At 56.3% G+C, this 19841-nt stretch carries 17 protein-coding genes; 9 read left to right on the forward strand and 8 right to left on the reverse strand.

Annotation, left to right across the window (positions count from 1 at the left end; genetic code table 11):
• Positions 1-84 precede the first annotated feature (84 nt).
• Positions 85-1137, reverse strand: a complete 1053-nt coding sequence (locus tag KF947_RS09690; protein WP_227406113.1) for a GlxA family transcriptional regulator — start codon at positions 1135-1137, stop codon at positions 85-87.
• 988 nt (positions 1138-2125) lie between these two features.
• On the opposite strand from KF947_RS09690, the gene dctP reads away from it, so the two are divergent.
• The 3 genes from dctP to KF947_RS09705 all read left to right on the forward strand — a co-directional run bounded on the left by dctP (position 2126) and on the right by KF947_RS09705 (position 5000).
• Positions 2126-3151, forward strand: a complete 1026-nt coding sequence (gene dctP / locus KF947_RS09695; RefSeq protein ID WP_227406114.1) for a TRAP transporter substrate-binding protein DctP — start codon at positions 2126-2128, stop codon at positions 3149-3151.
• Between the two features lie 62 nt (positions 3152-3213).
• Positions 3214-3720 carry a TRAP transporter small permease gene (locus KF947_RS09700; RefSeq protein ID WP_227406290.1) on the forward strand — a complete coding sequence of 169 codons (507 nt, stop codon included), beginning with the start codon at positions 3214-3216 and terminating at the stop codon, positions 3718-3720.
• Positions 3717-5000, forward strand: coding sequence for a TRAP transporter large permease (locus tag KF947_RS09705; RefSeq protein ID WP_227406115.1), 1284 nt, complete (start codon positions 3717-3719; stop codon positions 4998-5000). Before KF947_RS09700 ends, KF947_RS09705 begins: the two co-directional genes overlap by 4 nt.
• A gap of 235 nt (positions 5001-5235) precedes the next feature.
• On the opposite strand, the gene KF947_RS09710 is transcribed toward KF947_RS09705, so the two are convergent.
• Positions 5236-6291 carry a substrate-binding domain-containing protein gene (locus KF947_RS09710; RefSeq protein WP_227406116.1) on the reverse strand — a complete coding sequence of 352 codons (1056 nt, stop codon included), beginning with the start codon at positions 6289-6291 and terminating at the stop codon, positions 5236-5238.
• A 129-nt stretch (positions 6292-6420) separates the two neighbouring features.
• Between KF947_RS09710 and KF947_RS09715 the strand changes: the two genes are divergently transcribed.
• From KF947_RS09715 to KF947_RS09735, 5 genes are read left to right on the forward strand one after another with little or no spacing between them, the layout of a single operon-like run.
• Entirely contained in the window at positions 6421-6915 is a 495-nt protein-coding gene (locus tag KF947_RS09715) for a formate dehydrogenase subunit gamma (RefSeq protein WP_227406117.1), read from the forward strand.
• Complete coding sequence (locus KF947_RS09720; RefSeq protein WP_227406118.1) at positions 6912-8468, forward strand: formate dehydrogenase beta subunit; 1557 nt, start codon at positions 6912-6914, stop codon at positions 8466-8468. Before KF947_RS09715 ends, KF947_RS09720 begins: the two co-directional genes overlap by 4 nt.
• Positions 8465-11350 (forward strand): formate dehydrogenase subunit alpha, encoded by a 2886-nt coding sequence (fdhF, locus tag KF947_RS09725; RefSeq protein ID WP_227406119.1) that lies wholly within the window; start codon positions 8465-8467, stop codon positions 11348-11350. Before KF947_RS09720 ends, fdhF begins: the two co-directional genes overlap by 4 nt.
• Positions 11347-12174 (forward strand): formate dehydrogenase accessory sulfurtransferase FdhD, encoded by an 828-nt coding sequence (fdhD, locus tag KF947_RS09730; protein WP_227406120.1) that lies wholly within the window; start codon positions 11347-11349, stop codon positions 12172-12174. The genes fdhF and fdhD overlap by 4 nt, the downstream gene beginning before the upstream one ends.
• A gap of 10 nt (positions 12175-12184) precedes the next feature.
• Complete coding sequence (locus KF947_RS09735) at positions 12185-12430, forward strand: formate dehydrogenase subunit delta (RefSeq protein WP_227406121.1); 246 nt, start codon at positions 12185-12187, stop codon at positions 12428-12430.
• A 100-nt stretch (positions 12431-12530) separates the two neighbouring features.
• Here the strand turns inward: KF947_RS09735 and KF947_RS09740 are convergent, their stop codons facing one another.
• Positions 12531-14315: a methyl-accepting chemotaxis protein gene (locus tag KF947_RS09740; protein ID WP_227406122.1), complete on the reverse strand. Its 1785-nt coding sequence runs from the start codon at positions 14313-14315 to the stop codon at positions 12531-12533.
• 429 nt (positions 14316-14744) lie between these two features.
• Here KF947_RS09740 and KF947_RS09745 point away from each other — a divergent pair, with 429 nt between their 5' ends.
• Positions 14745-15671, forward strand: a complete 927-nt coding sequence (locus KF947_RS09745; RefSeq protein WP_133731813.1) for a YihY/virulence factor BrkB family protein — start codon at positions 14745-14747, stop codon at positions 15669-15671.
• Between the two features lie 2 nt (positions 15672-15673).
• Here the strand turns inward: KF947_RS09745 and ureG are convergent, their stop codons facing one another.
• The 5 genes from ureG to KF947_RS09770 all read right to left on the reverse strand — a co-directional run bounded on the left by ureG (position 15674) and on the right by KF947_RS09770 (position 19838).
• Positions 15674-16312, reverse strand: a complete 639-nt coding sequence (gene ureG / locus KF947_RS09750) for an urease accessory protein UreG (RefSeq protein ID WP_227406123.1) — start codon at positions 16310-16312, stop codon at positions 15674-15676.
• 72 nt (positions 16313-16384) lie between these two features.
• Complete coding sequence (locus KF947_RS09755) at positions 16385-17098, reverse strand: urease accessory protein UreF (RefSeq protein ID WP_227406124.1); 714 nt, start codon at positions 17096-17098, stop codon at positions 16385-16387.
• A complete protein-coding gene (locus tag KF947_RS09760) occupies positions 17088-17657 on the reverse strand; it encodes an urease accessory protein UreE (RefSeq protein ID WP_227406125.1) in 570 nt (189 codons plus the stop codon). The genes KF947_RS09755 and KF947_RS09760 overlap by 11 nt, the downstream gene beginning before the upstream one ends.
• 148 nt (positions 17658-17805) lie before the next feature.
• On the reverse strand, positions 17806-19521 hold the full coding sequence (ureC, locus tag KF947_RS09765; RefSeq protein WP_227406126.1) for an urease subunit alpha: 1716 nt from the start codon (positions 19519-19521) through the stop codon (positions 17806-17808).
• Positions 19518-19838, reverse strand: coding sequence for an urease subunit beta (locus KF947_RS09770; RefSeq protein ID WP_227406127.1), 321 nt, complete (start codon positions 19836-19838; stop codon positions 19518-19520). The genes ureC and KF947_RS09770 overlap by 4 nt, the downstream gene beginning before the upstream one ends.
• Positions 19839-19841 lie beyond the last annotated feature (3 nt).

The following is a 19841-nucleotide window of genomic DNA, read 5'->3' on the forward strand; positions in this document are numbered from 1 at the left end:
TTTTAAAGAGAGCCTGTTTGGCTCTCTTTTTAAAGTAACGCTTACCTAGCCTCAGTGCGGCCATCATGAATTCAAACAAGAAGTTCACATCGAATGTTCGCCAGCTTGGCACGATTTTCGAAACTGCCCCGGTGTTACTTCAAAGAGCTGGAAAAAACAGCTGCGAAAATGAGAGATACTCACAAAACCAGTGGCAACTGCCACTTCGGCAACGGGCTTATTAGTTTGCTGAAGAAGCTGACGTGCACGCGTTAGACGAAGTTCCATATAGTATCGAGAAGGGCTAGCATCAACGTAATTACCAAACATACGTTCTAGCTGGCGTCTCGAAATATTGACCCAATTAGCTATTTCGGATATGGATAAAGGCTCTTCAATATTATTTTTCATCAATTGCAGCGATATTTTCAATTTTTCCGGCAGAGTGAAGTTTTGATCGACACCTATCGTTGAAATATCTGGAGAGTCTAAGCCCTTATCACAGCTAAGCATCTCTTCAACTGCACTGACCACCTCATTGCCACAATCAGTTCTTACTACTTCAAGCATCATGCTCAATGAGCTACTCGCCCCCGCACAGCTGATACGATTACGATCCACAATAAAGCTACGGCTAGATACCGATACATCCCAGAACTGCTCTGCCATCATCGCGCGGCCATCAGGATGATAAGCGCACTGATAGCCGCTCAATAATCCCGCCTCTGCAAGGAAGTAGGCGCCGTTCCATAACCCTCCTAACATCATATCTTTGTTGTCAGCCTGTCTTAGTTTGCTGCGCAAGAGGAGAGTTGTTTTAGGAAGTACACGCAGGCCGCCGCATACAATCAACACATCAATTTTGAGGCTTGTAGCATCGAACTTGTCTAACGAATAATCCGCGGCCACCTCAATACCTAAGTCAGAAACCGTTGCCGATGCCTCGCTACCCACCACCAATACTTCATAAATCGTAGTAGACTTCATTAAATTCGTTGTAACGAGTGCATCCACAGCGCCAGTGAAAGCCATCATTGAAAAATTTTCTAGCAGTATAAAAGCTACTCTTTTTGTAATTTTAGGCTTTTCTACATAGTCGCTAGAGGAAACATAAGCCATATTTTTATTTTTCAATATGCTTGAGAATTTATCCTTCATGATGAACCTCACTTTTTTGAGCCATAGTTATTTTTATGCAAAAACCGCACCATGGAAAAATAAACCAAAAAAATCGGCTCTTCGTCATTCAGTATGGAATTATTTCTGGCAGTCTAACAGTGGCCTGTGGGAGGTAGCTTTAGCTCGCGACCGTTTAGGCTGTCAGCCTGACAACACCGGGGTACCTTCGGTACCCTTCGCCGAAGTGTCGAACCACCGCTGGAAGCGGCCTCCCACAACAGACAGTTGGCTTGGTGGCTTCTGTCTGAACTGTGAGGCACAAAATGTGCCGGTTACTATTAAACCCACATTAAATGACAAATAACCAAAAAATCAGGATTACTACCCCCCAACGCTACAAGACCTCAAACCCAACCATGTATCAAGTTGAACAATTTACACGAACTCTACGTGACTGGTTAAAAAGTAAAAAATAGTTATATTATTTAATAATCTTTATAGTAAAAGTACGAATTTCAGCCGTACTAGCCAATCGAGCAGTACATCAATCGGCTTTCACTGAACTTTCCAATATCATTCTGGTTAGAGATGGCTTTGTCATTTTCACTCATGAGCCTACTACTAACACAACCTTAGCCTCTAGCGTCCCGCGGCGCGAATCTTCCTCTCGCCTTCCCCCGTCAAGCGCCTTGCGGCGCTTCATCATGGAAGCGTGCAAGCCAAAAATTTAGCGTCCCTCACTTAAAAGGGTACCTACTCATACTATTTCGCAGCACAGCACGGATACAGGAAAACCAAACTAATACTACTTGAGGATAGCAATAACCTGTCCATCGGTGAAACAAGACTTACTAATATTGAACCGCCTTACTTCGTCAGCCAACAAACATATACCCATCGCCACGTTCTTTTTAAAAGTTCACCCGATGTCGCTATTTAGTCCCTTAGTGTCGCAAAAAATACCTTTTTGAAAGCAGCAACTGATTCAAGATGAAAATCCACCCTCTCTCCTCTGAGAAATAAACTTATGAATAATCCTAAAATCAAAAAAGTTACTCTGGGCGCTGCAACTCTTTTATCCTTAACAACCATGGGGAGTGTCCAGGCAGAGAACATCTCGTTGAAATTCCATAGCGGACTTTCGCAATCTCGCCCTGAAGCAGAGCAGATCAACAGATTCGCTAGCTTAGTAAGTGAAAAATCAGATGGCGAGCTTGAAATCGAGGTCTACCATGCAGGCGCTTTAGGCCTTAAAGAAACCGACATGCTGAGAATATTGCAGCAGGGCATGGTCGATATGGCTCTACTGTATGGTGAATATTACACACGTGATGCGCCTGCATTGGCATCTGTATATGCTCAGGGCGCTATTACGGAATCTTCCCAACATGACGAAATTCTTGATGTCATCAGGGAGCTTTATGAAGACGGCTTCTCAGATTGGGATATTCAAATCGTTGGTGGCGTCGTTGCTCCTATTTTCGATGTAGGTTTGCACTGCAAAGAACCGGTACACACCTTGGCAGATCTACAGGATAAGAAAGTCCGCGTCTGGTCCAGACACCTTGTGGATACTTTTGAATTATTGGACATTTCAGCTCAAGTCATTCCGCAAAACGATATGTATATGGCACTTCAAACAGGTGTTGTAGATTGTGCCTATTACTTATCTACCGTGGCCCCTACCGTTTCGCTTCAAGAAGTCACCGAGTACGAGTCTTACTTACACCCTTGGGCAGCCTCCCCATGGCTTTTTGGTATCAGTGAACAAGCGCTATCCCGCCTCAACGACAACCAACGTCAGGCTCTGGAAGAAGCCGGTGAAGAGATTTGGAACGAGACCCGCGCCACTGCAGTTGATCCAGAGCGCGAAGCGCAGGCGCGTCAAGAGCGTAAAGAATTGGGAATCACCATGCTTCCCGATTTCTCAGATGATGACGTTGAAACCTTTGTAGACGCAGCTTGGCAGGCGTGGCGAGCCATGGCGGAGAACGCAGGCGAGGATGGCACACGCTACTACGAGACAGTCACCCAAGCGATCTCCGAAGAGTAATGGATACATAAACCCATCGAGAGCCAATACCTATTGGCTCTTTCTTTTTGGAGCTAGCCGTGATGATAAGAAGAATCAACTCTGTACTGAACTATACTGCCTATGCCTCCTTTCTATTGGGCGTCATGAGCGGTATAGCAATGACGGCTCTGATATTCGTCAGCACCTTGATGCGCTATCTGGGCGGTCATCCTTTGCGGTTTTCAGATGAGCTGGCGGGGCTGCTGTTCTTAACATTGACCTTCCTTTGTTTACCTTATGTACTCAATAAGGGCCGCCACATACGCATAGAGATACTCGTCAACCTGATGCCAGCAGGTATCGCTAGGATAATGGACTTTATAGGCGTCGTCGTATTACTCACGTTCTGTGCCCTCTTCGCCGTTGAGTCCTGGAATTTCATGAACTTCTCGTTCTCGCTCAATTCACGTACGGATATCAGTAGCATTCTCTTATGGCCGTGGATGGCCATCATGCCTTTCTCCATGGTGCTGTGCCTCTTGATTCAGCTCAGCCATGGTTTTAAACAGCCCACGACAGATGTTGCTTCAGCGGAGGATGCAATATGAGCTGGTTACTCTTGAGCGGGGCGTTAGTTCTATTTTTAACCAGTGGCGCGATCCTAGGCGCTGCGCTGGGGCTTACGGGTCTACTCCTGCTCCACTTTCAAGCTAACGGCGCCACCCCCTTGGCGATTAACGCAACTTGGAACATGCTAACGGACTTTACGCTAAGCGCAGTTCCTCTTTTCATATTTTTAGGTGAAATACTTCTCGCAAGCGGCGTGTCAAAACGCGTCTATAACGGTCTAACCCCTCTGTTCGCGCGTGTTCCAGGGCAATTGCTCCATACCAACATCGCTGTCTGCACGCTGTTTGGTGCGGTTAGCGGGTCAAGCACCTCTACCGCAGCAGCCATAGGCGCAGTTGGCTATCCTGAACTGACAAAACGTGGGTATAAGCCAAGTGTAGTGGTGGGCACGCTAGCGGCAGGCGGCACACTTGGGCTTCTCATTCCCCCAAGCTTGGCATTGATCATCTACGGAGCGACGCAAAACGTCTCTATCGGGCAACTCTTTATCGCTGGTATGTTGCCAGGCTTACTCATTGCTGCCGCCTTTTCCACATGGATTATGATCCGCTCTAAAATTGGCGAGCCAGTAACCCCTACGTTTAAAGAGAAAGTGACCTTCAAGCACGTAATAACTGGACTCAAGGAGATATGGCCTCTTCCCATACTTATTTTCTTCGTACTGGGAACCATTTACTTGGGGATCGCGACGCCTACGGAGTCGGCGGCGTTGGGCGTAGTGGCCAGTATCGTTTTAGGTTTAACATGGGGCGATTTAACCTACAAAAGACTATGGCAGGCGTTTAAGCACGCCTCGATCATGTTTACCGCTATCGGTATGATTTTGATTGGTACAGTGATCCTTTCTCAAGCCGTCAGCCTACTAGGCATTCCCCGTACTGCAGTCGAAACGATTGGCAACTTTGGGCTAGGCCCGTATGGCATACTGCTGATGATCGTCATCGTCTACATCGTGCTAGGTTGTTTCTTTGATGGTATATCACTGTTACTCATGACACTTCCTATCACCTTCCCGATGATCACAAGCCTAGGGTTCGACCCAATCTGGTTCGGTATTATTGTGACGCTACTGATAGAAATTGGCATGATAACGCCCCCCGTAGGGCTAAACCTCTTTGTCCTATCATCCATTTCTAAAAATGAAGTTAATTTAACATCTGCAGCAAAGGCCTCATTTCCTTACTGGCTAATTTTACTGGGCGCCATAGGAGTATTTACGCTATTCCCTAACATCATTTTGTGGGTCACTAGCTTTTAGAATAACTTAAACCCACTAAATGATATTGCTGAACTATAGGCCCTCTCTAGCTAAAGAGAGAGCCTATAGTAGTTTAAATGCCATACGCATGAGCCCCGCTACCCCTGGCGCGCATCACCCAGACCCGCGCCGTATTACTGGGCTTGATCGGCATGCTGCTATAGGTCGTTTACGTCCCGCGGTGGCTTGGCTGATCGGGTGGTTAGAGGGAGGCGCTCTTCCAACCAGCACCACCTTATAAAAAACTGCCAATCTCGATCACGCAACCACACTGGCTGGGGCTATAACCCGGCAGACGCTGAACCGCCTCCTGGAATGAGTTGCTGCGCAGCGCTTGCAAAAAGTCGGCAAATTTAGGCTCTTTCAGGGAGCGGCTGTGGCAGGCCAGCAAATAGTCTTCCGTGGCCAGCGGCACAAAATCAAGCCCAAACCGTTGCGCGGCGGCCTCGACACCAAACCCTGCATCCGCCATTCCCGCCGCCACATAGGCCGCTACCGCTGAGTGGGTGTACTCCTCAATCTCGTAACCGTTCACTTTGGATGTAGCAATACCTGCCTCGGCCAGCAAGCTATCCAGCAGTTCCCGGGTTCCCGATGATGCCTGCCGGTTGATAAACGTGACCGGCCTATCGGCCAGTGCTGCAACGCCATCAATGCCCAGCGGGTTACCTGACGCCACCATTAGCCCCTGCTGGCGGGCGATAAATCCTACCAGCCGATGATAGCGGGGCTTAAGCAAGCGGCGGTATTTACGCCGAGCCTTCTCACCCACCGCTCCCCGTGGCAGATGACAGCCCGCCAGGTCGCAGCCATTGCGGTTAAGCGCGGCCAGTGCTTCCAGCGGGCTGCAGTACTGCAGGTCAAGCTGCAACTCGCCCAGATGCTGCGGCAGCAGCTCTATCGCAAACCCGTGGCTGGCGTGGAGGCGTAGAACGGGGTGCACGCCTTCCTGGTGCTGCTGAATGGCAAGATTCAGCTCTGAGCTCAGGCTATCAAGCTGCGGACTTAACCGAGCGGTGGCGCGCTGCTCGGCCCACAGCAGCTTCTCACCCAACGGCGATAACCGCGCCCCGCGCCCACGCGCCATCTCTACCAAAGTGACACCAAAAAACTCCCCGCCCTGGCGCAGTAAATTCCACGCGTGACGATAGGAAATACCCGCTTCCTCGGCGGCATGGGTCAACTTGCCGTGGCGATGAACCGCCCCGAGCAGGCGCAAAAGATTGCTATCGAGACGATGCCCCTCTTCATCGCTAAAGCACCAGGTGGGCGTTACCTTGATCCGCTTCATAGGCACACTTTTTCATATTTTTAAGTCGATAACTTGATGCTAGCGTTGTCTTAACCGTGATGCACGTCTTTTTAAATATGAAAAGTAGTGCATATTTAAAACATAAAAAGCAGTCGTGAGGAGGGCATCATGAACCAATCCCAGGAGTGGGCGCCGCAGGCAATTCAGGCCGAGGTCGACGCCCTGAAGGACAAGCCCGGCGCCCTACTGCCGATCCTCCACGCCCTTCAGGATCGCATCGGCTTCATCCCCGAGGCAGCGGTGCCCATCATCGCCGATGCCCTCCACCAGACACGTGCCGAAGTGCACGGTGTCATCAGCTTCTACCACCACTTTCGCACCACGCCGCCGGGGCGCCACGTCGTGCAGATCTGCCGTGCCGAGGCGTGTCAGTCGGTAGGGGCGCGCCAGCTCGAAGTCCACGCCAAGGCGCGTTTAGGAGTCGACTACCACCAGACTACGGCGGATCGCGAGATCACCCTCGAAGCCGTTTACTGCCTGGGCAACTGCGCCTGCGGCCCATCGATCCGCGTGGACGACAGCATACGCGGCCGCGTTACACCGGAAGCCTTCGATGAATTGATGGATGAGCTACAAACCCGGCCGCTGGAGGTGATGGGATGAGCATTCGCGTTTTTGTCCCCCGCGATACCACCGCGCTTTCACTGGGTGCCGATGTGATCGCCAGCCGACTGAGAAGAGAGGCAACCGCACGCGGCCAGTCAATCACGCTGGTACGTAACGGATCCCGCGGTCTTGCTTGGCTTGAGCCGCTGGTGGAAGTGGAAACCCCCATCGGGCGTTTCGCCTACGGCCCGGTAACACCGGGGGATGTAACGACGCTGCTCGACAGCGGCCTACTCGAAGGTAGCGTCAGCCATCCCCTGGCTCTGGGCCCCACGGAAGAGATTGACTACCTCGCCCGGCAGCAGCGCCTAACCTTCGCGCGTATCGGTATTACTGACCCGCTGTCGATTGATGACTATCGCGCCCACAGCGGTTTTTGCGGCCTGGAGGCAGCGCTGCAACGCGAGCCCCAGGACATCGTCGAGGAAGTCAAAGCCTCTGGCCTGCGCGGGCGCGGCGGTGCGGCCTTCCCCACCGGCATCAAGTGGCAGACCGTGCTCGACACACCCGCCGACCAGAAATATATCGTTTGCAATGCCGATGAGGGCGACTCCGGCACTTTCGCCGACCGGCTGGCGATGGAGTGCGACCCCTACATGCTGATCGAGGGCATGGCGATTGCCGGCCTCGCGGTGGGTGCCACCCAAGGCTATATCTACCTGCGTTCGGAGTATCCGCTGGCGAAAGAGATCCTCGACGAGGCCATCCGCCGCGCCGAGACCGCCGGGTATCTCGGCGACGACCTCCGCGGCAGCGGCCGCACCTTCCATCTGGAAGTACGTCTGGGCGCCGGGGCGTATATTTGCGGCGAAGAGACATCGCTTCTGGAAAGTCTAGAAGGCAAGCGCGGGCTGGTGCGCTTCAAGCCACCGCTGCCCGCCATCGAGGGGCTTTTTGGCCGCCCTACGGTGGTCAACAACGTGCTCTCGCTAGCCGCCGTGCCGTTCATTCTGGCCGAAGGTGCCGAGGCCTACGCCAATCACGGCATGGGCCGCTCGCGAGGCACGCTGGCCCTCCAAATGGCTGGCAACGTCAAGCGTGGCGGCCTGGTGGAGTTGGCCTTTGGCACCACCCTGCGCACTCTGATGGAGGATTTCGGCGGCGGTACGCTTACCGGCAAGCCATTGCGCGCCGTGCAGGTGGGCGGGCCGCTGTGCGCCTACCTGCCCGAAAGCCAGTGGGATATGCCGCTGGATTACGAAACCTTCGCCGAGGTGGGTGCAGGCGTCGGCCACGGCGGCGTGGTGATGTTCGACGACAGCGTCGATATGGCCGAACAGGCGCGCTTTTCAATGGAGTTCTGCAAGGTGGAGTCCTGCGGCAAGTGTACGCCCTGCCGCATCGGCTCGACCCGGGGCGTGGAGGTGATCGATCGCATTCGCGCCAACGACAATCGTGAGGCCAACCTCACTCTACTCCACGACCTCTGCGAAACGATGGTGGATGGCTCGCTCTGCGCCATGGGCGGCATGACGCCCTTCCCGGTGCAAAGCGCGCTCAAACACTTTCCCGACGACTTCCAGCGGGCGGCGAACGGAGACAGATCATGATTGAACATTACGATCCACGGCGTCAGGCCAACAGCGTCGATTTTTCCAAGGACTATGGCACGCCCTCCCCCTACCCGGGCGCCGCCACAGTCAACCTGGAGATCGACGGCGTATTCATCAGCGTGCCAGAGGGCACCTCGGTACTGCGCGCCGCGGCCCTGGCGGATATCAACATTCCCAAGCTGTGCGCCACCGACAGCCTTGAGCCCTTCGGTTCCTGCCGGCTGTGCGCCGTACAGGTAGAGGGGCGTCGGGGCTTTCCCGCCTCGTGCACCACGCCGGTGGTGGAGGGCATGAAGGTGACCACCCAGAACGAGCGACTGGCCAAGCTGCGCCGCAACGTGATGGAGCTGTACATCTCCGACCACCCGCTGGACTGCCTGACCTGTCCGGCCAACGGCGACTGCGAACTGCAGGACATGGCCGGTAGCGTGGGGCTGCGCGAAGTGCGCTATGGCTTTACTGGCGAGAACCACCTGGATGCCGTCAAAGACGAATCCAATCCCTACTTCACCTTCGATCCCAGCAAGTGCATCCTCTGCTCGCGCTGCGTGCGTGCCTGCGACGAAGTCCAGGGCACCTTCGCGCTAACCATCGATGGCCGCGGGTTCGAATCCAAAGTATCAGCAGGCCAGAACGACGCCTTCATGGACTCGGACTGCGTCTCCTGCGGGGCCTGCGTACAGGCCTGCCCCACGGCCACGCTGATGGAGAAGAGCGTGATCGACCACGGCGTGCCAGATCACAGCGTGGTCACCACCTGCGCCTACTGCGGTGTGGGCTGCTCGTTTGAAGCCCAGATGAAGGGCGACCAGCTGGTGCGCATGGTGCCCTACAAGGGCGGCGATGCTAACCACGGCCACTCCTGCGTAAAGGGGCGCTTTGCCTTCGGCTACACCACCCACCCGGATCGTCTGACCACGCCGATGATTCGCGACAGCATCGACCAGCCCTGGCGCGAAGTCAGCTGGGAAGAAGCCATCGGCTTTGCCGCCAGCCGCCTGAAAGCCATTCAGGCCGAGCACGGCCGCGAGAGCATCGGCGGGATTACCTCCTCGCGCTGTACCAACGAAGAGACCTACCTGGTGCAGAAGCTGATCCGCGCTGCATTCGGCAACAACAATACCGACACCTGCGCGCGGGTCTGCCACTCGCCCACCGGCTACGGGCTTAAGACCACGCTGGGCGAGTCGGCGGGTACCCAGACCTTTGACTCGGTGATGAAGTCGGACGCGATCATCGTGATCGGCGCCAACCCCACCGACGCCCACCCGGTGTTCGGCTCGATGATGCGCAAACGCCTGCGCCAGGGGGCAAAGCTGATCGTCGCCGACCCGCGCCGCATCGACCTGTTGAAAACACCGCACCTGGGCGAGGCCCAGCATCTGCCACTGCGCCCGGGCACCAACGTGGCGCTGGTCAACGCGCTGGGCCACGTGGTGGTGACGGAAGATCTGGAAGACAAGGCGTTCGTGGCCAAGCGCTGCGACACCGAAGCCTATAACCGCTGGCGTGAGTTTATTGCTGAACCGCGCCACTCTCCGGAAGCCAGCGAAGCGATTACCGGCGTGCCTGCAGAGGCCGTGCGTCAGGCCGCCCGCACCTACGCCACGGCAGGCAACGGTGCCATCTACTACGGGCTGGGCGTCACCGAACATAGCCAGGGCTCGACCATGGTGATGGGCATTGCCAACCTGGCCCTGGCTACCGGCAACATTGGCCGCGAAGGCGTGGGCGTGAACCCGCTGCGCGGCCAGAACAACGTCCAGGGTTCCTGCGACATGGGCTCCTTTCCCCACGAGCTGCCAGGCTACCAGCACGTGGCCGACCCCATCGCCCGGGGCCGCTTTGAGTCGGTGTGGGGCGTCAAGCTGGACGACGAGCCGGGGCTGCGCATTCCCAATATGTTCGATGCCGCCATCGAAGGCACCTTTAAAGCGCTTTACGTACAGGGCGAAGATATCGCCCAGTCTGATCCCAACACCCAGCACGTCGAGGCGGCGCTCACGTCGCTGGACTGCCTGATCGTGCAGGATATTTTCCTCAACGAAACGGCCAAGTTCGCCCACGTTCTGCTGCCGGGTTCCAGCTTCCTGGAGAAGAACGGCACCTTCACTAACGCCGAGCGACGCATAAACCGGGTGCGCAAGGTGACAGCCCCGGTGGCCGGCAAGGAAGACTGGCAAGTCACCCAGGATCTGGCCAATGCGCTGGGCTATCCGATGCATTACACCCATCCCTCCGAGATCATGGACGAAATCGCCCAGTTGACGCCAAGCTTCACGGGGGTCAGCTACGCCAAGCTGGAGGAACGCGGCAGCCTGCAGTGGCCATGCAACGCCGAGTACCCGCTGGGCATGCCGACCATGCACGAGGTTGAGTTCCCCATCGGGCTGGGGCGCTTTGCCATTACCGAGTACGTGGCCACCGAGGAGCGGGCCAACCGCCGCTTCCCGCTACTGCTCACCACCGGACGGATTCTCAGCCAGTACAATGTGGGCGCCCAGACCCGGCGTACCGACAACCAGCGCTGGCACGACGAGGACATGCTGGAGCTGCACCCATCTGACGCAGAGCTACGCGGCGTGCGTGACGGCGACTGGCTGGGCATCACCAGCCGCTCGGGCCAGACAGTACTTCGCGCGCGACTCAGCGAACGCATGCAGCCTGGGGTGGTCTACACCACCTTCCACCACCCCGGCAGCGGCGCCAACGTTATCACGACGGACAACTCGGACTGGGCCACCAACTGTCCGGAATACAAGGTCACGGCGGTGCAGGTGGAAAAAGTCAGCCAACCCTCCGCCTGGCAGCAGCGCTTTAGCGCCTTTGACCTGGCCCAGCGTGATTACCTGGCCAAGGCTCAGCAGGAGGCTCCATGAGCACCCATCACACACGCGATGCGGTAGCGCACCAGCCGGTGGAGGTACGCCGTGGCGCTAACGGCTGGCACACCGATACCCAGGAGGATCTGCTGGCCTTGGAAAGGCCGGTGGCAATGGTTTACAACGGCATCTCCCATGCGGTGATGATGGCAAGTCCCACCGACCTTGAGGATTTTGCCCTGGGCTTCAGCCTTTCCGAAGGTATCCTGGCCAACATCACCGAGTGCTACGATCTCGATATCCACGAAGCACCTCAGGGCCTCACCGTTCACCTCACCATTGCCACCCAGCGAATGGCCGAGCTCAAACAGCGGCGGCGCAGCCTGACGGGGCGAACCGGCTGCGGCCTGTGCGGCACCGAAGCCCTGGAGCAGGCCATACGCCCGATCCCCAATGTCATAGCGCCGCCGTTGAGTGACGCTGCCATCCAGCGCTCCCTGCAGGAACTATCCGCCCACCAACCGCTGCAAGCTGCCACTGGCGCCAGCCACGGTGCCGCCTGGTGCGATGCGTGGGGGAATATTAAACAACTGCGCGAGGATGTCGGTCGGCATAACGCCCTGGACAAACTGATCGGTGCCCTTGCCCGCGAAGCCCTTCCCCTCGGAGAAGGTTTCGCGCTGGTCACCAGTCGCGCCAGTTATGAGATGGTTCATAAATGTGCCAGTGCCGGCATTGGCGCCCTGGTAGCGGTCTCGGCGGCCACCGCCCTGGCTGTGGAACAGGCCCAGGCATCGGGGCTGCTGCTGGCAGGCTTTGCTCGGCCCGGTCGCCATTTGATCTACCATCGACCTGCCACGGCGGCAATGGCCACGGCTTAGGAGACACGCAATGTCGTCGCACCACGATACTCACCTGATTCACATGACCAACCAGATCGCCGCTAACCTGGGCGGCGGTCGTGATGAAGAAACAGCGGCAGCGGCTACCTGCCGCCACCTGGAAACCTTCTGGGCACGCTCCATGAAGCATCGCCTGGTCGCCACACTGGAACGCGAGGATGCTGGGCTTTCACCACTGGCAAAACGCGCCGTCACCTTGCTGGCGGAAAGATTGGTCAGGCGCCATACCGGATAAACATCGCTGTCGTTAACGCAACGGGGCTTGCCATCTGGCAAGCCCCGTTTTTATGCCCCTATTTCCCAGGCGCTGATATCACAGGCATAGGTAGTGAGCGTTAGAACTCTTCCCACTCATCGGCGGCATGCTTCGCCGGTGAGGGTTTTGACGATGGCTGTGATGAGGCGTGTGATGAAAGCGCAGGACGCTTCAGGCCGCTATCACCACCACGTTGCTGAGGCGCCGGAGAGGCCAGCGCCTGCTGCTGCGTGGGCTCATCATCACCGAGTACGAAGGAGTTGATTAACTGATTAAGATGCTCCGCATGGCGGCGCATATTGGCAGCGGCGGTGGTCGATTCTTGCACCATGGCGGCGTTCTGCTGGGTCATGGTGTCCATTTCAGCCACGGCGGTGTTGATCTGACCAATACCGCTGCTCTGCTCTTTGGCACCCGCGGTGATCTCACCGATTACATCGGTGACTTTCGCCACGCTGGAGACAATCTCGCGCATGGTGTCACCGGCACTGCGCACCAGCTTCGCACCGGAGTTAGTGTGCTGAACCGATGCATCGATAAGCGCACGAATCTCTTTGGAAGCATCGCTGGAACGACTGGCCAGAACCCTAACTTCTTGCGCCACCACGGCAAAGCCGCGGCCATGCTCACCTGCCCTTGCGGCTTCCACCGAGGCATTCAGCGCCAAAATATTGGTTTGGAAGGCAATCGAGTCGATCATGCTGATGATGTCACTGATGCGCGACGCAGAGTCGTTAATATCACGCATGGTGCTCTCAACTTGCCCCATCGAAGTCTCGCCTTCGCGGGCTACGTCGGCAGTCGATTGCACCAGCGTATTGGCCTGCTGGGCATTGTCGGCGCTGTGGTTGACTGTCGAGGTGATCTCTTCCATGGAGGCTGAGGTTTGTTGCAGGTTCGCAGCCGCCTGCTCGGTACGGGTGGCAAGCTCATCAGAGCTTTGTGAGATCTCCCCCGCGGCCTGGTGCACACTGAGCGTACTGCGGCGTACATCACGCAGCGTGTCTTGCATACGTGCCACAAAGGCGTTGAACTGAACGCTAAGATCACCAATCTCATCGCCGCTTTCGACTGTCAAGCGGCGGGTTAAATCACCGCGCCCCTGAGCGATATCGTGCATAGCCGCCGTAGTACGCTTGATCGGCCCCAGCGTGCGACGCACCAAGCCATACGCTACCAGAGCGATGATAATAAACAGCCCCAAGCCCAGCAGAGAGGCAAACATAATATCTTTGCGCAAATCGGCGGCAGCGGCGGCTTCCACCTCGGCTATGGTGTCGTCAACATCGGTAACGTAAACACCGGCACCAATCAGCCAGCCCCATTTTTCAAGGCGATCAACGTAGGAGTGCTTGGGCTCAATTCTGTCGGTACCTGGGTAATCCCACATATAGCTATAGAAGCCCCCGCCGCTTTGGGCAACCTTAATGATCTCGCGAATCAGATAAGTGCCATCAGGGGTTTGCGCGTCGATCATGTTGGTACCTTCACGCTCTGGCGCAGGTGCCGTGACGATGTTGTTACCGTCATAGTCGTAGATAAAAATGTAGTTGTTGTCTTCAAAGCGCATGGAGCGCACCAGCTCCGCTACCCGCTGTTTGGCGGCCTCGTCGTTGGCACCGGCCTGTTCATAAATAGGCGCGATGGCGGTGGTAGCAATTTCGACGATGTCGCGCACCGCGTTGCGGCGCTCTTCAATCATCATTTCGCGCTGGCTTGCCAACGTTTCGCGGGTGTCTTGGGCGTTGCTGTAGGCTTTAAACCCGACCAGCACAACCGTCACTAATAGAAGGGGGAGCAGTACAAGCATCAGCACCTTGGTTTGTAAACCAAGGGTTCGTTTGGGAGCAGAAGGAGTGGCCATTTGTGAGCAAGTTCCAGAGTCAGTCTTGAGTGAATAGTTTTTAGTAGTTATAGGGGCCTTATCGGCCTAAAATGCACGAACTTTAACCAGTTTTTTTGTTTTTTCACTTAATATTCAAATAATTAGCAATTAATAGTTAGGTTCATAACCTAAGTTAAGGTTATTCAAGGAGTAAAGGTCCAAGGTGGGGGTGTGGTGGCCAGGGATGGCCCGTTTTAGCATGATGCTAAACCACGAACTTCGGTTGCCCTGACCTTCCTACCGCCTGGTCAGGGCGACCTTTTTGTTTGCAACGCGGTTGTTTAGTTCCTGCCTTTTACTACTCTCTCTCCTAAAGCCAAATCAGACAATTCGTGACTTCCTTGTTATTTGCTATCGCCATCAGCGTATCATGGCGATAGGGCCTGATGTCCAAGGAGAATAGCAAGCATGGTTCGAAACCACCCCTTTATTAGCGCTGTCTTGCTCCTGCTCCCTCGGCTGGCTCACTTTGCTTGGCGCGTATTACGCAATTTCCTGAAAAATCACGGTGTCCTGCTGGCAGGCGGAGTGGGTTACAACATCCTGCTCTCTATCGTGCCGCTTTTTGCCGTGCTCGTTGTGCTGTTAACCCAAGTGGTGGATCAGCAACATCTACTCAATGTGCTGGCCGTACAGGCGCGCCATATGGCGCCTGCCCATGCCGAGGTGTTGCTAGAAGCCGTTCGCAGCCTGCTGGATTCTCGGGATGTGATCGGCATTCTGAGCTTTCCCATTCTGCTCCTGTTCAGCTCATTTGCCTTTCGTATGCTCGAAGACGCTCTGGCAATCATTTTCCATGCGCCAGATAGCCCGCATATCAAGCGCAGCGTTTGGGTTTCGGTGATGTTGCCCTATGCCTTTATGGTGGTACTGGGGGCGGCGCTGATGGTTCTCACACTGGTGGTCACTCTGGCCAGTTCGCTAAATACACTGGTAATGCTGCTATTTGAACGGGAACTGCCGCTGGCGGGGTTTTCAGAGCCGGTGCTTAACCTGGCCAGTTTCACTGGTGTGTTCTTGCTGTTCAGCGCTATCTACAAAGTGCTGCCGGTGGTGCGCATCGCCTTACGCCGGGCGATCGTAGGAGGCTTTGTGGCAGCACTGCTGTGGGAGGGGGTTCGGCTATTGTTGGTTTACTATTTCGCCAATCTCTCGTTCGTTAACGCCGTTTATGGCTCGCTGGCGGCGCTGGTAGTCGTACTGATTAGCCTGGAGGTGGGCGCCATCATTTTGCTGTTGGGCGCCCAGGTGATAGCCGAACTGGAACGTAATACCCGCCTTGGCCTGCCCTGGCACGTCGACCCCAATCGCCAGCCGATTACGCGGGTCAATTGACGTTAGCTAGCGGCCACTTCGGCCTGCGGACGCCGCTCATCAAGCATCCCTTTATCGAGAATAAAGCGGATGATCTCCTCAAGCCCTACTCCGTCATAGAGGTTGGTGAACACAAAGGGCCGTTCACCGCGCATTTTCTTCGAGTCGCGCTCCATGACGTCTAGCGAAGCATGTACCTGCTCGGCGATGTCGATTTTATTGATAATCAGCAGATCCGACTTGGTAATGCCTGGCCCACCCTTGCGGGGGATTTTGTCCCCAGCGGAAACATCAATTACGTAGAGCGTCAGATCTGAAAGCTCGGGGCTGAAGGTCGCCGAGAGGTTGTCGCCGCCCGACTCCACCATTACCAGCTCTAGCTTGGGATGGCGCCCCTGTAGCTCATCGATGGCCGCCAGGTTCATCGAGGCGTCTTCGCGAATCGCGGTATGCGGGCAACCGCCGGTCTCCACGCCCAGAATACGATCCGCCGGCAGCGCATCGTGCTTGAGCAAAAAATCGGCGTCTTCGCGGGTGTAGATGTCGTTGGTGACCACGGCGATATCGTAGTAATCGCGCAGCGCTAAACAGAGTTGTTTGAGCAGTGCGGTTTTGCCGGATCCAACCGGGCCACCCACGCCAACGCGTAAACAGTGAGTCATTGTTCTCTCCTCAATCGATAAGCTGATTAACTTCTAAGCTAGTTAACGTCTAAACCTTTAACTTCTAAACCTTTAACTTCTAAACAGGCGCGAATACTGGGTTTCGTGTAGCGCACTGGCCAGGGCCAATCCAGGTAGCACCGGGCCTAGTTCTTCATCCTCAAGCGCCAACGCCTGATTAACGGCATTCACTAACGCTGGGCGCAGTTGTTCAATTACTCGCTGTGCAGCCGTATGCCCTAGCGGCAAGGCTTTACAGGCCACCGCTAGTTGGTTCTCCAGCCAGGCCCAGGCAAAGCCCAGCAGGGTTTGGCGTACAGACACGCCACGAGTGTGCGCCGTATAGGCAAAGAGTGTCACATAGCCAGCATGAGGCGGTAGCAAGGGCAGTAGTAAGCCCTCACTTGGCATCAAGTCTAGGCTTTTCAACAGGCGCTTAAGCGAGGCGCCCAGGCGGCTATCTTCCGCGGCGAGCTCGGCGGTTTCCCGGGTGGCGGCCAGCCACTCGTCCCACTCACCAATTGATTGGCGATCTGCTTGGCTAAACGCTTCGTGCAACCGCGCCAGCACCGGCAGTTCGCAGCGGGTTAAGCCATCTTCCAGCACGCCGTTTAGCCACTCGGCAAGGCTCGCTTCATCGCGCACCCAGTCCAGCTCAAAGGCGCTTTCCAGGCCTTGTGAGAAGGCAAAGGCGCCAATCGGCAGCGCAGGGCTCACCAACTGCATCAGCCCCAGCAGCGCGAGTTCATCACTTTGGCTTTCTAGCGCGGCGAGTTCAGTGGGCATGGTGATGCTCATGCGAGTGGTCGTGGTCGTGGTCGTGTGAATGTTCATGCTTGTGAGAATGATCGTGTGAGTGACCATGCCCGTGGGAGTGCCCGTGCGAATGAGAGTGCCCGCCACCCACTTGGTTATAAGCGCCCGGCTCCGGGTCGAAGGTGGCGTTGTGGTGCTCTAGTTCAGCGCCCAATAGCTCGGCGAGCTCTTCCAGCACATGATCCGGCGGGAAGCGCACCCAGCCGCCTTTGTCATCTTCCCCCAGCGCCAGCTGCACGTGGCGATTACCCAGATGGTAGGCCAGCCGTGCCAGCGGTAAGCCAGCACTCACTCGCGCGGTAACCACCGGTTCTACCGCGGCGCAGACGCGCACTACTTCGCCGCTTTCGGCTTTAAGGCCTTCGCCACTGCGCAGCACCGGGCCACGATCAAGAAACAGCCCCAGCTCACGGCCGCTATCGCTTTGGGCTTTTAAGCGCCCGCGAATACGTAGCTCAAAGGGCAGCGTGAGTGTGTCGTTAGCCGCGCTTTCCTCTATCAGCCCTAATCTTTCTATCAGTTTCAGCATGACTAGCGTCCTTTATCGCTCGGTGCGGCTGTGCCGGGGGTAGGCCGTAGAGAGGGTCTTTTGCCATGGATGGCAAAAGTAGCGTACACGGACGTATTCACAGCGCCCTCTCGTAGGCCTACCCCCGGCGCCCCGGATAATAGCTCAATCAAAACAAGTGATACCGCTGAGCCAGCGGCAGTTCAGTGGCGGGCTCGCAGGTTAAAATCTCGCCATCGCAGCGCACTTCGTAGGTTTGCGGGTCGACGGTGAGTTCTGGGCAGGCATCGTTTAGCTTCATATCCTGCTTGCGCACCTGGCGCACGTTTTTGCACGCCGCCAGTTCGCTATTTAGTCCCAGGGTCTCTTTAATACCGGCGTCCAGCGCAGCCTGGCTGACAAAACTGAGCCGGGTTTGGCTGGCCGCACGGCCAAAGGCACCAAACATATAGCGGTAATGCACCGGCTGCGGGGTGGGAATCGAGGCGTTAGGGTCGCCCATGGGCGCTGCCGCAATCATGCCACCTTTGATCATCATCGCTGGTTTAACGCCGAAAAAGGCCGGTTTCCACAGCACTAAATCGGCCAGCTTACCGACTTCGATAGAGCCCACTTCATGGGCAATACCATGGGTGATTGCCGGGTTTATGGTGTACTTAGCGATATAGCGCTTGGCACGGAAGTTATCCGCGCCCATTGCCTCGTCTTCCGGCAACAGGCCGCGCTGTACCTTCATTTTATGGGCGGTTTGCCAGGTGCGGCAGACCACTTCGCCTACCCGCCCCATGGCCTGGGAATCCGAGGCGATCATAGAGATCACGCCCAAATCATGAAGAATATCTTCAGCGGCGATGGTTTCCCGGCGAATGCGTGAGTCGGCGAAGGCCACGTCTTCGGGGATATTGGGATCCAGGTGATGGCACACCATCAGCATGTCGAGGTGTTCGTCGATGGTGTTGACCGTGTAGGGCCGCGTTGGGTTGGTAGAAGACGGCAGTACGTAGGCTTTCGAGCAGGCGGTGAGGATATCCGGCGCGTGGCCACCCCCTGCACCCTCGGTGTGGTAAGTATGAATGCAGCGCTCTTTGAACGCGGCCAGGGTGTCTTCCACAAAGCCCGATTCGTTCAGGGTATCGGTGTGGATCGCCACCTGCACATCGTAGGCATCCGCCACGTTGAGGCAGTTGTTGATCGAGGCGGGCGTGGTGCCCCAATCTTCGTGCAATTTGAGCCCCATGGCGCCTGCTTGGAGCTGGAGTTCCAGGGACTCGGGCAGGCTGGCGTTGCCTTTGCCCAGAAAGCCGATGTTCATGGGCATATCGTCCACCGCTTGCAGCATCTTACCGATGTGCCAGGGGCCGGGGGTACAGGTGGTTGCGTTGGTGCCGGTGGCCGGGCCGGTGCCGCCGCCGAGCATGGTGGTGACACCGCTCATCAGTGCTTCTTCGACCTGCTGGGGGCAAATGAAGTGAATGTGGGAGTCGATACCGCCTGCGGTCAGGATCTTGCCTTCGCCGGAGATGATTTCGGTGCCGGGGCCAATGACGATTTCAACATCAGGCTGTACGTCAGGATTGCCTGCCTTGCCAATCGCGGCGATGCGGCCATTTTGAATGCCCACGTCGGCTTTGACGATACCCCACCAGTCTAGAATCAGTGCGTTGGTAATCACGGTATCCATGACGGTGTCGTCAGCGCGCTGACTTTGACCCATGCCGTCGCGGATGACCTTGCCGCCGCCGAATTTTACTTCATCGCCGTAGTAGGTGGCGTCTTGCTCGACTTCGATCCACAGCTCGGTATCACCCAGGCGCACGCGATCGCCCACCGTGGGGCCATACATATCGGCGTAGGCTTGCCGACTGATCTTATTAACCGGTTTCATTGTTTACCTCCGTCGAGCGCGCCCATCACATCGCCACGGAAGCCGTAAATTTCGCGCTTGCCGACATAGGGAATCAACGTGACTTCGCGGGTCTGGCCGGGCTCAAAGCGAATCGCCGTGCCTGCGGCCACGTCCAGGCGAAAGCCTCGGGTTTTGGCGCGATCAAACACCAGCGCTGTGTTGGCTTCGGCGAAGTGGTAGTGGGAGCCAATCTGGATCGGCCGGTCGCCGGTATTGGCCACCTCGACACTGATCCGCTCACGCCCCGCGCACAGCTCGATATCACCTTCTTTTAACTTGTACTCACCGGGAATCATTTG

The sequence above is a fragment of the Halomonas sp. FeN2 genome, assembly GCF_020595105.1.
GTDB lineage: Bacteria > Pseudomonadota > Gammaproteobacteria > Pseudomonadales > Halomonadaceae > Vreelandella > Vreelandella neptunia.

Excerpts from the sequence above, each read along its gene's own strand:
- KF947_RS09760 (WP_227406125.1), bottom strand. The coding sequence starts at position 17,657 with ATGCTGAAACTGATAGAAAGATTAGGGCTGATAGAGGAAAGCGCGGCT.
- KF947_RS09770 (WP_227406127.1), bottom strand. The coding sequence starts at position 19,838 with ATGATTCCCGGTGAGTACAAGTTAAAAGAAGGTGATATCGAGCTGTGC.
- KF947_RS09710 (WP_227406116.1), bottom strand. The coding sequence starts at position 6,291 with ATGAAGCGGATCAAGGTAACGCCCACCTGGTGCTTTAGCGATGAAGAG.
- KF947_RS09700 (WP_227406290.1), top strand. The coding sequence starts at position 3,214 with ATGATAAGAAGAATCAACTCTGTACTGAACTATACTGCCTATGCCTCC.
- KF947_RS09740 (WP_227406122.1), bottom strand. The coding sequence starts at position 14,315 with ATGGCCACTCCTTCTGCTCCCAAACGAACCCTTGGTTTACAAACCAAG.
- KF947_RS09745 (WP_133731813.1), top strand. The coding sequence starts at position 14,745 with ATGGTTCGAAACCACCCCTTTATTAGCGCTGTCTTGCTCCTGCTCCCT.
- dctP (WP_227406114.1), top strand. The coding sequence starts at position 2,126 with ATGAATAATCCTAAAATCAAAAAAGTTACTCTGGGCGCTGCAACTCTT.
- fdhF (WP_227406119.1), top strand. The coding sequence starts at position 8,465 with ATGATTGAACATTACGATCCACGGCGTCAGGCCAACAGCGTCGATTTT.
- KF947_RS09715 (WP_227406117.1), top strand. The coding sequence starts at position 6,421 with ATGAACCAATCCCAGGAGTGGGCGCCGCAGGCAATTCAGGCCGAGGTC.
- KF947_RS09690 (WP_227406113.1), bottom strand. The coding sequence starts at position 1,137 with ATGAAGGATAAATTCTCAAGCATATTGAAAAATAAAAATATGGCTTAT.
- KF947_RS09735 (WP_227406121.1), top strand. The coding sequence starts at position 12,185 with ATGTCGTCGCACCACGATACTCACCTGATTCACATGACCAACCAGATC.
- KF947_RS09705 (WP_227406115.1), top strand. The coding sequence starts at position 3,717 with ATGAGCTGGTTACTCTTGAGCGGGGCGTTAGTTCTATTTTTAACCAGT.
- fdhD (WP_227406120.1), top strand. The coding sequence starts at position 11,347 with ATGAGCACCCATCACACACGCGATGCGGTAGCGCACCAGCCGGTGGAG.
- ureC (WP_227406126.1), bottom strand. The coding sequence starts at position 19,521 with ATGAAACCGGTTAATAAGATCAGTCGGCAAGCCTACGCCGATATGTAT.
- ureG (WP_227406123.1), bottom strand. The coding sequence starts at position 16,312 with ATGACTCACTGTTTACGCGTTGGCGTGGGTGGCCCGGTTGGATCCGGC.
- KF947_RS09720 (WP_227406118.1), top strand. The coding sequence starts at position 6,912 with ATGAGCATTCGCGTTTTTGTCCCCCGCGATACCACCGCGCTTTCACTG.
- KF947_RS09755 (WP_227406124.1), bottom strand. The coding sequence starts at position 17,098 with ATGCCCACTGAACTCGCCGCGCTAGAAAGCCAAAGTGATGAACTCGCG.